Here is a 13050-nt window from a genome sequence, read left to right on the forward strand (position 1 = left end):
CGCCGACGACCATCGGCGCGTCGCCGTGCACCCGGTGGATCGGGCGGTCCTCGACGAAACAGCAGCGGAAGCCGGGCGTGCCGTGGATCCGCTCGCGCGGGTGGCCCGAACGCTCGGCGGACCGTCGGCCTCGTTGAGGTGAGCGCTCACACAGGCGGACGCGGTGCGACTGGGGCGTCACATCAGGGACGGTTCGATCAGCCCCGATTTGATCGCGGTGACCACGGCCATCGTCCGATTCGGTGAGCCGAGCTTGAGCAGCAGGCTCGCGACCAGGCGTTTCGCTCCGTGGTCGGAGATGCTCAGCCGACGGGCGATCTGCTTGTTGCTGAGCCCGTCGGCGAGCAGCGCCAGGGCCTCGCTCTCCCGGCTGGTCAGCTTGGCCGGTCGGGCTGCGCGCGCGGGCAGCGGGGCCGCCGCGCGCCGGATCAGTTCGCTTGCGAGTCGGGCCGGGATCTGGCTCTTGCCGACGGCCACCCGGCGGACCGCCTCGTCGAGGCCGGTTGGAGTCAGGTCCTGGCGGGCCAGGAATCCGTGGGCCCACGGGGGCGCGTCCTTGAGCGCGGTGCGCAGGTCGGTCGCGTCGACCAGGACGAGGACTTTGGTCTGGACGCCGTCCGGGAGCTGGCAGCTGCCGTAGCCGGCCTCCGCGATGATCAAAATGTCGACCGGAGTGGCCGACATGAGCTGGCATGCCTGTTCCCAGCTCTCGCAGTAGATATCGTTTTCGACGATGGCGAGGTCGTCCAGTATGGAGCCCAGGCCGCGGCGCACGAGTTCACTGCTGGCGCAGACGGCGACGGTGAGGCGGAGGTCGACCGGCACTTCCCGCGATCCGATCTGGGTCATCGCTTGCGAATTCCCTTCAGGCCGCGGTTCGGCCGGGGCCAACCGCCAACTGGGTGCGTAGAGAACGGCGGGAGTGGCAGCGCGGTTACGATACTGCATTCGGCGTTGCCGAACCGTGATCGGTATCCTGAGTCTTCGCTGCCGAGCCTTCCGAAGGAGGGCACACTTCCGAAATCCACCGCAGATCCCCTTTCGTCACCAGCCGACCACCGTTTCCCCCGCTGTGGCGTGCGGTGGCCGGCGAGCTCTTGTCCCATACAGACAACCCTGCACGGGGCCGTTGGTCAACAGTTGGCGCATGGGAAACGACCGGGCCGGCGGATCGATCTTGAAGGCTCGGGATATTGATTGACTGTTGTCACTGTTTCGGGTTACGTTTCGGGTTTCGGGCATGATGAGGACCCGGGCGTGAGGCTGTTGTGCCCGCGTGGACTGCCCGGTGCATGGTCCGACGGTGATCGCGGTGCCGTGGGCGCGGCACGGGGCCCGGTTCACGACCGCGCTCGAGGACACCGCGGCATGGCTGGCCGCACGCACATCAGCGTCGGCGGTGACCGGGCTGCTGCGCGTCGTCTGGCGCAACGTGGTCGCCATCGTCGGCCGGGTCGTCGATGCGGCCGCGGCCGGCACCGATCGTCTGGCCGGCCGGCGCCGGATCGGTATCGACGAGGTCGCCTACCGCAAGGGCCAGCGTTACCTGACCCTGGTCGTCGACCACGACACCGGCCGACTCGTCTGGGCCGCCGACGGGCGGGACAAGGCCACCATGAACAGGTTCTTCGACGAGTTGGGCGCTGATCGGGCTGCGGCGCTGACGCACGTGTCAGCTGCCGCCGCCGGCTGGATCGGCGACGTCGTGGCCGAGCGGGTACCGCAGGCGGTCTACTGTCTGGACCCGTACACCTGGTGGCGTGGGTCAGCGATGCCCTCGACGCGGTGCGCCGGCAGGTATGAAACACCGCCTGCGGCGGCAAGGGCGGCCGAACCGAGGTGTCCCGGCAGCTCAGGGGCGCCCGGTGGGCACTGTGGAAGAACCCGCAGAACCTGACCGACATGCAGCTTGCCGCGCTGTCCGGCGGTGCCACACGGGCTCCCGCTCGGTCAGCCGACGCCGAGCCCGTGACGGTCCGACAGGTCGCCCTGTCCGGCCCACCGGTCGGCGACCGCGACCAGCCGATCGAGGTAGTCCAGTGGGTCGGGGTCGGTCAGCAGTCGGTCGGTCCGGTCCGGGCACGGGCAGCTGTCCCACGCCGTGGCCGGGGCCAGTGCATCGGCCCGGGGGCGCAACCGGAACGCCGACAGCGACTCGACCAGCACCGGACGGCATCGCTCGCAGCTGTCCGGCCGGGACTGCACGACGTCGTCCAGCTCCGGGTTGTACCAGGAGATGTCGAGGTCGCCGTAGCCGTCCGAATCGGTGGCGTCGTCGGCGCACTCGGCGAGCAGTCGGACCAGCATCCACAGCGTCGGCGGGTCCCACAGCCCCTGGTCGTGGGCCCAACCGAGCAGGGTGCCGGCCTTCGCGCTCAGCGGGAAGACCATCTGGGTGCGGTACCCGGCCGCCCGCGCACCGCGCACCCCGGCCAGCGTGTCCAGGTACGCTTCCCTGGGGGACAGGCCCAGGCCGCCGAGGGTGATGTTGGCGATCGGGTCGAAGCCCAGGTCGAGCAGCGTGCCTGCGGTGTCCAGGTAGGCCTGCTGGCGGGTCGGCTTGAGGTGGCACATGGAGCGCACCTGCGGATCCCACGACTCGACGCCGATCTGGCACACCAGCCGCGTGCCGGCGGCGAAGTGCCGCCGCAGCCGGTCGAGCTTGTCGCGGTCGCAGACCTCGGGGCGGCTCTCGAACGCGAACGTGGACGGGTGTCGCGCGGCCGCTGCGCGCAGCAGTCGGTCGCGCATCTCCACGGGCACCTCCCGGTCGTCGAGCAGGCTCCCGGACGGCGACAGATACAGGCAGGCGGCCTCGGGAACAGTGGCCAGTTTGCGCTCGACCGAATGTGCGACGACCTCCGGGCGGATTTCCGGGCCGATGCCGTAGTTGCACATGCTGCATTGGCCGGCCCGGTCGTACGTGCAGCCTCGGGTCCGGAACCAGAACTGATACATCTGGTACTCGCTCCGGGGAGCGCCGAAGGTCACCGGATAGGTGCGCAGGAATACATTGTTGTACTCGGGATAGAGCGGGCGCCCAGCACGAATGGCAATATTCGCGCGAACCAGAGCGTGCCGGAGGTGACGTTTTTCCGAATCATTCATAGAAATTACTCCCGCGTCCGGTTGGTGGTTGTGCGCCGACCGCCCGGATACGAGGAACTCGGTATCGGCTTTAGGCACCCGCGGCCAGTGAGGATACCGCTTCGGGCTTCCCGGGCAAGCCTCGAACCAATTGACTCGATTCTTCCCCGGCCATGCTACGCAGCGCTGGTGAGTCACCCCCGGTCGTGCGGGGCACACATTCGGGCGATGGTCCGGCGCGACCGGCGGCCATACCCGATCAGCCGGGTTCGGATGTGCGCGCTTCCCGTCCTTACCCCGGATCACACCGGCGCCTATGTTGATCGGTGTCATCCGGCAGCTTGAGCGCAGACGGGACGTGACACGTGGCGGAGACTCCACCAGATTTCCTCGGACGGATTCGGTCCGCGCTCGGTGCGCCGGGGCCACTGGTGCTGCTCGGCAACTTCGAGGTCGAGGACCAGTGGGCCCGGGAACAGCCGGGCCTGCCGCGGCTGTCCTCGGCCGGCAGCCGAGCCGTGGTGAACCGGATGGACGAGTTCGCGCTGCTGCTCGGCGACGCGGGCGACACCGTGGTCCTCAAGGCGGCCCCGGATCCGGACTACCTGGCCTACCTGCACGAGCTGGAGCTCCCGGTGCCGCGGGTGCTGGCCTGCGGCACCCATGATGCCCAGCAAACCGTCACCGAGGACGTGCTGGCCGACCCCCGGCTGGTCGACGAGCTGCGCCTGCTCGCCGCCGGTGGCGCCCGGCTGTGGCCGCACGGCGTCTCCGCGGTGGAGGAGAAGTTGGCCGAGGCCACCGGCCTGCCCCTGTGTGCACCGGACGCCCGGCTGTGCATCCGGGTGAACAGCAAGATCTACAGCCGGCGCATCGGCGACGAGCTGGGCCTGCGCCAGCCGATGGGCTGGGCGTGTGACACCCTCGATGAGCTGGAGGAGATCGCCGGCCCGGTCGCCGACCTGCTCGCCGCCGGCCGCCGGGTCGCGGTGAAGGACGCTCTCGGGGTGTCCGGGCGGGGCATCACCCTGGTGGAGAACGTCCGTCGGTTCGAGCGGCTGTGCCGGATGATCCTGGCCCGGGAACGACGGGCCGGTTCCAGCCGGGCCGACGTCGTCGTCGAGGAGTGGGTGGCCAAGGAGACCGACCTCAACTACCAGGTGACGGTCGGCCGCGACGGCACCGTCCACCTCGACTTCGTCAAGGAGGCGATCACCGAGGGCGGGGTTCACAAGGGCCACCGCATCCCGGCCCGGTTGTCCCGCGTACAGGCCGCCGAGCTGGCCGAGGTCGCCGCTGCGGTCGGCGCGCGGCTGCACCGCGACGGGTACTTCGGCGTGGCCGGGATCGACGCCATGATCGATCCCGACGGCCGGCTCTACCCGTTGGTGGAGATCAACGCCCGGAACAACATGTCCACCTACCAGGTAGGCATTCAGGAACGGCTGATCGAGCCGGACGCGGTCGCGCTAGCCCGGCACTACCCGCTGCGGCTGCATCAGCCGGTGGCCTTCCACCGGCTGTGGTCGGTGCTGGGCGAATTGCGGTTCGAGCGCCGGACCGGCACCGGCTTCCTGGTGAACAACTTCGCCACCATGAACGCGGCCGGCCCATTACCCGGCGACGACCGCGACGAGGCGGCTCACCCGACGTTCGACGGTCGGCTCTACGGCCTGGTCATCGGCCGTTCGGCCGACGAGGTCGCCGAACTGGACCGGCGGGTGGGCGAGCGCGTCGCCGAGTTGGTCGGCGGTGCGGCATGACCGACACCATCGGTGGTCTGGCCGTCACCGACCTGGCCCGCGAGTTCGGCACGCCGCTGTTCGTGTACGACGCCGACGTGCTGCGTGAGCGCTATCGGCAACTGCGCGAGGTACTGCACCCCGAGGTGGGGATCCTGTTCTCCCTGAAGGCGAACCCGAACGTGTCGATCTGCGCGGTCCTGCGGTCGCTCGGGGCCGGAGCCGAGGTGTCGTCACTGGCCGAGCTGCTGATCGCCGGCCGGGCCGGGGTCGCCCCGGAGGACACCATCTTCCTGGGACCGGGCAAGTCCATCCAGGAGATCGACGCCTGCCTGGCCACCGGGGTGCACGCCATCGTCTGCGAGTCGTGGAGCGAGCTGACCGAGATCGACGCGCTCGCGGCGCGGCGCAACATCGTCGCCCGGGTCGTACTGCGGATCAACCCGTCCTTCACCGTCAAGGGTTCGCGGCTGACGATGAGCGGCAAGCCACGCCAGTTCGGCATCGACGAGGAACAGGCGCTGGAAGCTGCGGCGCGGGTGGCCGGGTTGGGTAACGTCCGGCTGACCGGCGTGCACGTCTACATGGGAACCCGCATCCTGGCCGAGGAGGTGGTCGCCGAGAACACCACCCGCATCCTCGACCTGGCCGAACGGGTCGCCGAGCGGCTGGACTTCGAGCTGGAGACGGTGGACGTGGGTGGTGGCCTCGGGGTCGCCTACTTCGACGGCGAACGCGACCTGAACCTGCGCCGGCTCGCCGACCTGGTCAACCCGGCGTTCGCGGCCTTCCGAGCCCGGCACCCGCGGACCCGACTGTTCACCGAGCTCGGCCGCTTCCTCACCGCCGAGTCGGGCACCTATCTGGTGCGGGTCCGCCAGGTCAAGGAGTCCATGGGCGAGCGGTTCGCGGTGACCGACGGCGGGACCCACCACCACATGGCGGCGGTCGGCATCGGTTCGTTCGTCAAGCGGGACTTCCCGATCCGGCTGCTCGGCCGGGAGGCGACCGAACCGGCCCAGAACTGGCGGGTCACCGGGTTGTTGTGCACCCCGAACGACACCCTGTCCACGCACACCCCGCTGCCGTCGCTGCGGCCCGGCGACCTGCTCGGGGTGCTGCGCTCGGGCGCCTATGGGCCCACCGCCTCACCGGTGCTGTTCCTCAGCCACGGCCATCCGGCCGAGGTGCTGGTCGATGCCGGCCGGCCGTACCTGATCAGGGATCGGGACCGGCCCGCCGACATCGTCGACCGCCAGCGCCTGTACGAGCGGGCACCCGTGGTGCCCTCCGCCTCCACCCCCTGAACCCTCCTCCGGAAAGGCACAGGCATGACGAATACCGAAGCCGCTCTGACGCAAGCGCACACCCGTGTGGTCGGCACACTCTCGGAGATGATTCGACGCGATGTCGGCGCGCTGAGCGCGGACAAGCGCATCGTCGACGACCTCGGTCTGGACTCGACGAGCATCCTTGAGCTGCTGATGAAGCTGGAGGACGAGTTCGGGGTCGAGTTCGACCCGGACACCTTCGAGCCGCGTCACTTCGAGACGATCGGGACGCTCACCGAGTACGTGGCCGGTCAGGCCGAGGAGCAGGACTAGAATGGCCGACCGCAGCGGCTTGGTTCTGGCCGACCGGTCCGAGACCCGACGCGCCATCGCCGGGCTGGCGCTGCCGATGACGATCGCCGATGTCGTGCTGTTCGTCGAGATCATCGGTGTGGTGGCGCTGCTCGGCCGGGTCAGCAACGAGGCGCTCTACATCCGGTCGTTGACCATGCCGATCCTGCTGCTGTTCGTCGCCATGAGCACGGCGTTCGCCATCACCTACCAGGTCATGGCGTCGATCAGCAGGGGACGCGAACGACCGGAGGACCTGGTTCCGACCGCGGTGGCGCTGTTGCGGGTGTTCGTAGTCACCGGGGTCGTGCTGTGCCTGTTGCTCTACGTCGGTTCCCCCGCGCTGGGCGCTCTGCTGGATGTGCCGGCGGCCGAGCGGGCCGAGTTCGTCTCGTTCCTGCGCTGGACGTCGCTGGCCAGCCTGACCGTGGTGCTGCCGGCGCTGTGCTCGGCGGCGCTGCGCGGGTTCGGGCACGCCCGGGCGGCCGCGGTGGTCACCCTCACCAGCGCGGCGGTCGAGTTCGCGCTCGTCGGCCTGCTCGGCTTCGGCGCCGGGCTGGGGCTGTTCAGCGTGCCGATCGCGACCGCGGTAGCGAGCGCGGCCGCGGCGGTCCCCGGCTTGTGGTTCATGCGTCGCCACCGGCTGTGGGGTCGTCTCACCGGAGTGCCGGTGCGCGGCGAGGTTACCGGCTTCCTGCGGGGCGTCGGGTTGCCGGTCGCCCTGTCCTACGTGCTGATCTCGCTGTTCAACGTGGGTATGCTGTGGGTGCTGACGCCCTTCGGTCCGGACACGATCTCGGGCTACGCCGCGGCGTCCACGCTCCAAGCGTTGATCATCATCCCGGGCATCCAGCTCGGCGGGGCGACCGCGATCGTGATCAACCAACAGCGCGGCGCGGGCTCGGTGGACCGGGCGGGGGAGATCCTGCGCGCCGGGCTGGAGCTGGTCTTCGCCTTCTACGCGGTGGCGGCGGTGGTCATCTGGCTGCTGCGCGACATGGTCGGGCGGATCGTCTCCGACGACCCGCGAGTGGTCGCCGCGGTCGGGCTTTACATCGGCGTGGTCGCCCTGACCTACCTGGCGCAGGGACCGGTGCTGGCCTCACTGACATTCCTGGAGCACATCGGCAGCGGCACGCTCGCCGTGCTGCTCAACGTCATCTACTTCGCCGAGATCGTCGTCATCGGCGGGGTGCTGGCGCGGACCTTCGACGACCCGATGGCGCTCTACGCGACCGCCGCCGTGGGTAACGTGGTCGGCCTGGTCGTGGTGGTGATCGCCGTTCGCCGGGTGCGCCGGATGCGCCCGGTGGCCACGGTCGATGGCCCGCTCCCCGGCGGTCCGCGATGACCTCGCTGGTCGCGGTGGCGAGCCACATCCCGGAGGCGACGGTGCCGGTGGCCGAGTTCCTGCGCGAGCACGGCATCCCCGAGCCGCGCGTGCGAATGTACGAGCGGTTCTTCGGGTTCGACCGGATCCCGCTCGACCCGGCGGCCGGTCCGGCCGACCTGCTGGTCGCGGCGGTGAACGGGCTGCCCGACTTCGCGGCGTACCGGCCGCGGATCCGCTACGTGATCCAGGCGCGAACCATGCCGGTGGTCGCGCCGCACCCGGTCAATCCTCTCGCCGAGGCGTGCCGGCGGCTGGGGCTGGAGGCAGCCACCGCGATCTGTCTCACCCAGCACGCGTGCGCCTCCGGGCTGCTGGCCGTCGAGGTGGCCGGCGAGCTGCTGGCCGCGGACCCCGATCCGCAGGCGTTGGCCCTGCTGGTGGCCGGGGAGAAGGCGTTCACCACGGCGGGCAAGGTGTTGGCCGACACCGGCGTCATGGGCGAGGGCGCGGCCGCAGTCTTGGTCGCGGCCGGCGGTGATCGGGACCGGATGCTGTCCTACGCGACCCGCACCTGCGGGAAGTTCCACCGCGGCGCCTGGCTCGACGACGAGCTGACCGCGGCGTTCCACGACGAGTACCCGGCACTGCTGGCCGAGGTGATCGACGCCGCGGTGCGCAGCGCCGGGCTCGACCTCGACGACATCGCGTTGATCCTGCCGCACAACGTCAACCGGATGTCGTGGCTGCGGGTGCTGCGGCTGCTCGGCGTGCGCGGCGCCGATCGGCTGTTCATGGACAACCTGGCCGGCTGCGGGCACTGTTTCGGGGCCGACAGCTTCATCAACTACCGGACTGCGGTCGACGCCGGACGGCTGCGGCCTGGCGACCGCTACCTGATGACCTCGGTGGGGCTGGGAGCGACCTTCTCGGCCATGGTCCTCAAGCACTGAGTCCGGTTGCCGCCGCACCGACCCGATCGAGCCCGCAGGAGGAGCCACCGGCATGTACATCACGGTTTCCCGACCGGCCGACGACGGCCGGGCCGGGCCGCAGGAACTGCGCCTGGCCGCGGTCGCCCAGCGCACCGGGATCGACCGGCGCGAATTCCGCCCGCAGGACCACGACTACTTCCGTGACCTGTTCGGCACCTTCGGGCTGACGGCCGACCAGGAAGGGCTGGCGGCCGGGCGGGTGTCGTTCACCGACTTGGTCGCGGCCGTGCTGCCCGATCTGAACGGCTACGACAACCGGTTCGACCTCGCCGTCATGGCCAGCGCGGCGCCGGACGCCGAGCCTGGCTTCCCGATGTGCTTCCTCGACTCGGCCGTCCCGGATGCCGGGCTGGTCTTCGGTGTCGCCGACCTGGGCCTGCTCGGGGTGTTCACCGCGCTGTGGCTGGCCGAGAACCGCAGCCGGCTGGACGCCCGCCGGATCCTGGTGTTCGCCCTGGACCAGGCCAGCGTGCTGCACTCCGAACCGGTGCCGGCGCATCTGCGGGTCACCGAGGACGCGGTGACCGTGCTGGTCCTGGACGCCGACGCAGCGCACCGGGTCGAGACGGCGCAACCGCAGCCCGTGCCGCCCGACCAGGTGCCGGCCTGCTGGTCGGCGTTACTAGCCGGGGAGCGACCCGGAGCGGTCACCGCGCTGGCCGGGCCCGGCTTGGTGGCCGCCTGCGGCGACCGGCTCCCGGCGGGCACCGTCGCGGTGCCCGCCGGACGCCCGGCCAGCGGCATCTGGTCCGTGCTCGCCGCAGAGTGGGATGGCTGGCGCCGCACGGGCCGACGGGTGCTGCTCGCCGACTATGACCCCGAGCTGGGCCGGTTCGCGCACTGTGCGATCACCGTTGAGCCCGATCCAGCCGAGCCCGGTGCAGACGGTGCGCACGTCGCCGACTCCGAGGAGCAGGAGAAGCTGCCATGACCAGGACAGGCACGGCCCTTGGCGCAGCGTGGCCGTCGATGCTTGCCGTCGCGCACGCGAGCGGCTGGTCCGCAGCACTGACCGCGCTGCACGCCGCCGTCGGTCCGGGGGTCGTGGTCCTCGGTCCGGCTGGTCACGCACTGGTGCCGGACGAGGCGGCCGCGACCGCGGACCGGCTGCGCCAGGGCGAATGGGAATGGGCCCCGGCCGACACCGTCGAGCACCTGAACACCGGCGTGCCCGGTCTGACCGGGTTGCGGGCCCGCCGGCCGGTGAACGCCGTCCGGGTGCCGGAAGCGCGGTCGTGGACCACCGCGCTGGCCGGGCTGCGCCTCGGCCTGTCCTACCGGCTGCTCGAGGACGCGTTGCGCTACCTCGACCAGCGGCACACCGGCGACGTGGTGCTGCTGCAGCACAGCGTGGTGAAGAGCGCGGTCGCCGACGTCGTCATGGAGCAGTTGCAGGTGCGCTGCGCGCTCGAAGGCGCCGGGCCTGACGGCCTCGACGCCCCGGCCGTCGCCGACCTGCACGCGCAGATCACCGCCGTCGACCGGGCCGGGGTCCGGCTGCTGGGCGCACACGGCTACGTCGAGGGTGGTCCGGGCAGCGCGATGCACGTGTCCGAGCTGCTCGCCGACGCCTACCGCGCCGGGACCGGGTCGACACCAGGGGGGTTCGGCGAATGACAGAGCTCGATCCGCGGCTTCGCCGGTTGCAGGCCCAGGCCCGGGAATGGGCCGCGGAGATGCGTCCGTACGCCCTCGAGGTGGACCGGGACCCGGACGCGGTCACCCGGGTGGCGCATCTGCCGGCGCTGGCCCGGGTGGCCGCCCTGCAGATCCCGCCGGAGTTCAACCCGGAACCGCTGGTGCTCGGCGACCAGACCTACTACCTCATGAGCGCGTCCGAGCGGGTGGTCTTCTTCGAGGAAGGGGCCTGCGCAGACCTGGGCATGATGCTCGGGTCGCCGGGCGGTCCCATGAGCGGCATCGTGGTGGACGCGCTGGGCAGCCAGGAGCAGAAGGAGTGGTTCTACGGTCGGCTGCTGCTCCGTCCGACCTGGACGTTCTTCGCCCTCTCCGAGCCCGAGCACGGCTCGGACGCCGCGAACATGGCGACCAGGCTGACGGCGTCCCGCGACCCGGACGGCCCGGCTCGGCTCAACGGCGTCAAGCGCTACGTGGGCAACGCGGGCCGGGCCGAGTTCGGCGTCGTCTTCGCCCGGACCGGGCCCGGTCCGCTGGGGTTCGCGGCCACGCTGGTCGACGCGACCGCCCCTGGGTTCGCCACCACCCCGGTGCGGACCATCGGCGTACGCGGCGCCGGGCTCGGCGAGATCACCCTCGACGACGTCGAGCTGGCGCCTGACCGGGTGCTCGGCGCCCACCTGCGGCCCAGCCGGCGCGGGATGGCCGCCTGGCTGCGCACGTTCAATCTGCTGCGCCCCGCGGTGGCGGTCATGGGGGTCGGCGTCGCCCGCGCCGCCTACGAGTACGTGCTGGCCGAGCGCAGCTCGTTGCGGGTCACCGAACGGCTGCGCCTGGAGCGGATGGAGCGGGCCATCGCCACCACCCGGCGGATGCTGCGCGGCGCGGCCGCCGCGGTCGACCACGACCCGTCCGCCGGGCACCTCGCGTCGGCGGCGAAGGCCACCTCGGCGCGGCTGGCCGAACGCGTGACGCTGGCGGCCCTCGACTTCTTCGGCCCCGGGGCCCGGCTGGAACACCCGCTGCTGGACAAGCTGGTCCGCGACGCCGGTTCGGTGGAATACATGGAGGGCACCAGCAATATCCAGCGGCTGGGCGTTTTCGGCGGCCTGCTGCGCGGCGCCTTCCCGCCACTGCAAGCCGCCCGGCTGCCGACCGAGAGCTGAGCCGACCCGATGCCGACTGCGGAGGACAGGTGGGGACAATGACCGACGACATCGGCGAGCTGATGTCGGTCGTCGCGCACACGATGGGCGACGTGCTGCTGCGTGCACCGCTGGCGCCGACCGAGGACTTCTTCGACTGCGGCGGCGACTCGATGCGGGCCGTCGAGGTGCTCTCCCGGCTGATCGAGCGGTACGAGCCGGTGGGCGAGGAGGCTGTCGAGCGGCTCCGCTCCGAGCTCCTCACGGTGATCTTCGACGACGCCAGCCCCGCCGCGCTGGCCTCCGTCATCGTCGACCACAGCGGCATCGAGGTGGAGACGTGACGACGACCCCGCGGAACGATGTCGCAGCCGGGACCGAACCCGCTACGCTCGACGAGCTCGCCTACTACGCCGGGCAGAGCGCGGTCACCGACCCGGGACCGCAGGCCGCCCGCCTGGTCGACCTGCCGACCGACCCGCTGGCCATGCGCGCCGTGGTACGCGGGCTGTTCACCCACTTCCGGTCCACCGACCTGGCCGCCCTCGGCATCCCGGCCGGCCGACTGGCGGAGGTCGACCTGCGCTACTCCGAGGCGATGCTGCGGCGCATCATCGAGCTCGACGACCGGCCGATCGTCGAAGAGCGCCCACCCAACCGGCGGATGGTAGGCAGCTGCCGCGACTACGCCGTGCTCTACCTGACCCTGCTGCGCCACGCCGGCGTGCCGGCCAGGGCCCGGGCCGGGTTCGCCTCATACATCATCCCGGGCTGCACCATCGACCACGAGCTGGTCGAGGTGTGGGACGACGGGCAGCGACGCTGGCGCCGGGTCGACGTCGAGCTACCCGACGTGCACGTCGACGAGACCGACGGCGTGAGTTTCAGCTCGTCGGACGTCCCGCCCAACCGCTTCATCGTCGCCGGCGACGCCTGGCTGCGCTGCCGAAACGGGCTGGCCGACCCGATGTCGTTCGTCGTCGACCCCGACTTCGAGGACGGGCTGACGAAGGGCTGGCCGTTCCTGCGCCACAACCTGGTCGACGACCTGGCCGGGCTGAACAAGGTGGAGATGTTGCGCTGGGATTACTGGGGCATGACCCGCCACGGCGAGATCAGCGCCGAGGACGGCGCGCTGCTCGACCGGGTGGCCGCGGTGACCACCCCGGAGGTCCCCTTCGACGAGGCCAGACGGCTGTACGCGGGAGAGCCCGAGCTGCTCGCCGTGCCCCAGCGGGTGCTCAGCTACAGCCCGTCCGCGCCGACCCCGGTCGAGGTGGAGCTGGTCAGCGGACTGGGCGGCTAGTAGTACTTTGTCGTGATCGGGTTGGTATCGGGGTTCTCGTCTCGTGGGGAAGCGGGTCCTGCAGGCGGGGCAGGCGCCGACCAGCCGGGTCAGGAGGGCTTGTAGTTCACGGAGTACGGCGTAGAGGGTCAGGCCGGACTAGTCAGCTCACCAGGCTGACCAGCACCTATGCACCGAGCGTTCTG

13 protein-coding genes are annotated in these 13050 nt (G+C 70.9%); 11 read left to right on the forward strand and 2 right to left on the reverse strand.

What is annotated here, in order from left to right; all coding sequences use genetic code 11:
• Positions 1-177 precede the first annotated feature (177 nt).
• Positions 178-891 carry a response regulator transcription factor gene (locus MCAG_RS28935; RefSeq protein ID WP_198141682.1) on the reverse strand — a complete coding sequence of 238 codons (714 nt, stop codon included), beginning with the start codon at positions 889-891 and terminating at the stop codon, positions 178-180.
• Between the two features lie 412 nt (positions 892-1303).
• On the opposite strand from MCAG_RS28935, the gene MCAG_RS28940 reads away from it, so the two are divergent.
• On the forward strand, positions 1304-1897 hold the full coding sequence (locus MCAG_RS28940) for a transposase (protein WP_157548308.1): 594 nt from the start codon (positions 1304-1306) through the stop codon (positions 1895-1897).
• A 53-nt stretch (positions 1898-1950) separates the two neighbouring features.
• On the opposite strand, the gene MCAG_RS28945 is transcribed toward MCAG_RS28940, so the two are convergent.
• Positions 1951-3108, reverse strand: coding sequence for a hypothetical protein (locus MCAG_RS28945; protein WP_198141683.1), 1158 nt, complete (start codon positions 3106-3108; stop codon positions 1951-1953).
• A 344-nt stretch (positions 3109-3452) separates the two neighbouring features.
• Between MCAG_RS28945 and MCAG_RS28950 the strand changes: the two genes are divergently transcribed.
• The 10 genes from MCAG_RS28950 to MCAG_RS28995 are packed head-to-tail and all read left to right on the forward strand — an operon-like array spanning position 3453 to position 12865.
• A complete protein-coding gene (locus MCAG_RS28950; protein ID WP_036375722.1) occupies positions 3453-4850 on the forward strand; it encodes an ATP-grasp domain-containing protein in 1398 nt (465 codons plus the stop codon).
• Positions 4847-6136 (forward strand): type III PLP-dependent enzyme, encoded by a 1290-nt coding sequence (locus MCAG_RS28955; RefSeq protein ID WP_036375724.1) that lies wholly within the window; start codon positions 4847-4849, stop codon positions 6134-6136. Before MCAG_RS28950 ends, MCAG_RS28955 begins: the two co-directional genes overlap by 4 nt.
• A gap of 24 nt (positions 6137-6160) precedes the next feature.
• Positions 6161-6433, forward strand: coding sequence for an acyl carrier protein (locus MCAG_RS28960; protein WP_007076490.1), 273 nt, complete (start codon positions 6161-6163; stop codon positions 6431-6433).
• Between the two features lies 1 nt (position 6434).
• The gene (locus MCAG_RS28965; protein WP_007076491.1) at positions 6435-7802 is read left to right on the forward strand and encodes an MATE family efflux transporter; all 1368 of its coding nucleotides are present in this window, start codon (positions 6435-6437) and stop codon (positions 7800-7802) included.
• Positions 7799-8734, forward strand: a complete 936-nt coding sequence (locus tag MCAG_RS28970; RefSeq protein WP_007076492.1) for a 3-oxoacyl-[acyl-carrier-protein] synthase III C-terminal domain-containing protein — start codon at positions 7799-7801, stop codon at positions 8732-8734. Before MCAG_RS28965 ends, MCAG_RS28970 begins: the two co-directional genes overlap by 4 nt.
• Positions 8735-8786: 52 nt before the next feature.
• Positions 8787-9707, forward strand: coding sequence for a hypothetical protein (locus MCAG_RS30050; protein ID WP_007076493.1), 921 nt, complete (start codon positions 8787-8789; stop codon positions 9705-9707).
• Positions 9704-10393, forward strand: coding sequence for a hypothetical protein (locus MCAG_RS28980; protein WP_007076494.1), 690 nt, complete (start codon positions 9704-9706; stop codon positions 10391-10393). Before MCAG_RS30050 ends, MCAG_RS28980 begins: the two co-directional genes overlap by 4 nt.
• A complete protein-coding gene (locus tag MCAG_RS28985; RefSeq protein WP_007076495.1) occupies positions 10390-11580 on the forward strand; it encodes an acyl-CoA dehydrogenase family protein in 1191 nt (396 codons plus the stop codon). The genes MCAG_RS28980 and MCAG_RS28985 overlap by 4 nt, the downstream gene beginning before the upstream one ends.
• Positions 11581-11618: 38 nt before the next feature.
• Positions 11619-11903 (forward strand): phosphopantetheine-binding protein, encoded by a 285-nt coding sequence (locus tag MCAG_RS28990; protein ID WP_050778120.1) that lies wholly within the window; start codon positions 11619-11621, stop codon positions 11901-11903.
• Positions 11900-12865 (forward strand): transglutaminase domain-containing protein, encoded by a 966-nt coding sequence (locus tag MCAG_RS28995; protein WP_007076497.1) that lies wholly within the window; start codon positions 11900-11902, stop codon positions 12863-12865. Before MCAG_RS28990 ends, MCAG_RS28995 begins: the two co-directional genes overlap by 4 nt.
• Positions 12866-13050 lie beyond the last annotated feature (185 nt).

It is taken from the genome of Micromonospora sp. ATCC 39149, assembly GCF_000158815.1.
In the GTDB taxonomy this organism is placed as follows: Bacteria; Actinomycetota; Actinomycetes; order Mycobacteriales; family Micromonosporaceae; genus Micromonospora.

What these genes read in the sequence shown, in the direction of transcription:
- MCAG_RS28960 (WP_007076490.1), top strand. Translation starts at nt 6,161, where the DNA reads ATGACGAATACCGAAGCCGCTCTGACGCAAGCGCACACCCGTGTGGTC.
- MCAG_RS28945 (WP_198141683.1), bottom strand. Translation starts at nt 3,108, where the DNA reads ATGAATGATTCGGAAAAACGTCACCTCCGGCACGCTCTGGTTCGCGCG.
- MCAG_RS28985 (WP_007076495.1), top strand. Translation starts at nt 10,390, where the DNA reads ATGACAGAGCTCGATCCGCGGCTTCGCCGGTTGCAGGCCCAGGCCCGG.
- MCAG_RS28970 (WP_007076492.1), top strand. Translation starts at nt 7,799, where the DNA reads ATGACCTCGCTGGTCGCGGTGGCGAGCCACATCCCGGAGGCGACGGTG.
- MCAG_RS28955 (WP_036375724.1), top strand. Translation starts at nt 4,847, where the DNA reads ATGACCGACACCATCGGTGGTCTGGCCGTCACCGACCTGGCCCGCGAG.
- MCAG_RS28965 (WP_007076491.1), top strand. Translation starts at nt 6,435, where the DNA reads ATGGCCGACCGCAGCGGCTTGGTTCTGGCCGACCGGTCCGAGACCCGA.
- MCAG_RS30050 (WP_007076493.1), top strand. Translation starts at nt 8,787, where the DNA reads ATGTACATCACGGTTTCCCGACCGGCCGACGACGGCCGGGCCGGGCCG.
- MCAG_RS28990 (WP_050778120.1), top strand. Translation starts at nt 11,619, where the DNA reads ATGACCGACGACATCGGCGAGCTGATGTCGGTCGTCGCGCACACGATG.
- MCAG_RS28980 (WP_007076494.1), top strand. Translation starts at nt 9,704, where the DNA reads ATGACCAGGACAGGCACGGCCCTTGGCGCAGCGTGGCCGTCGATGCTT.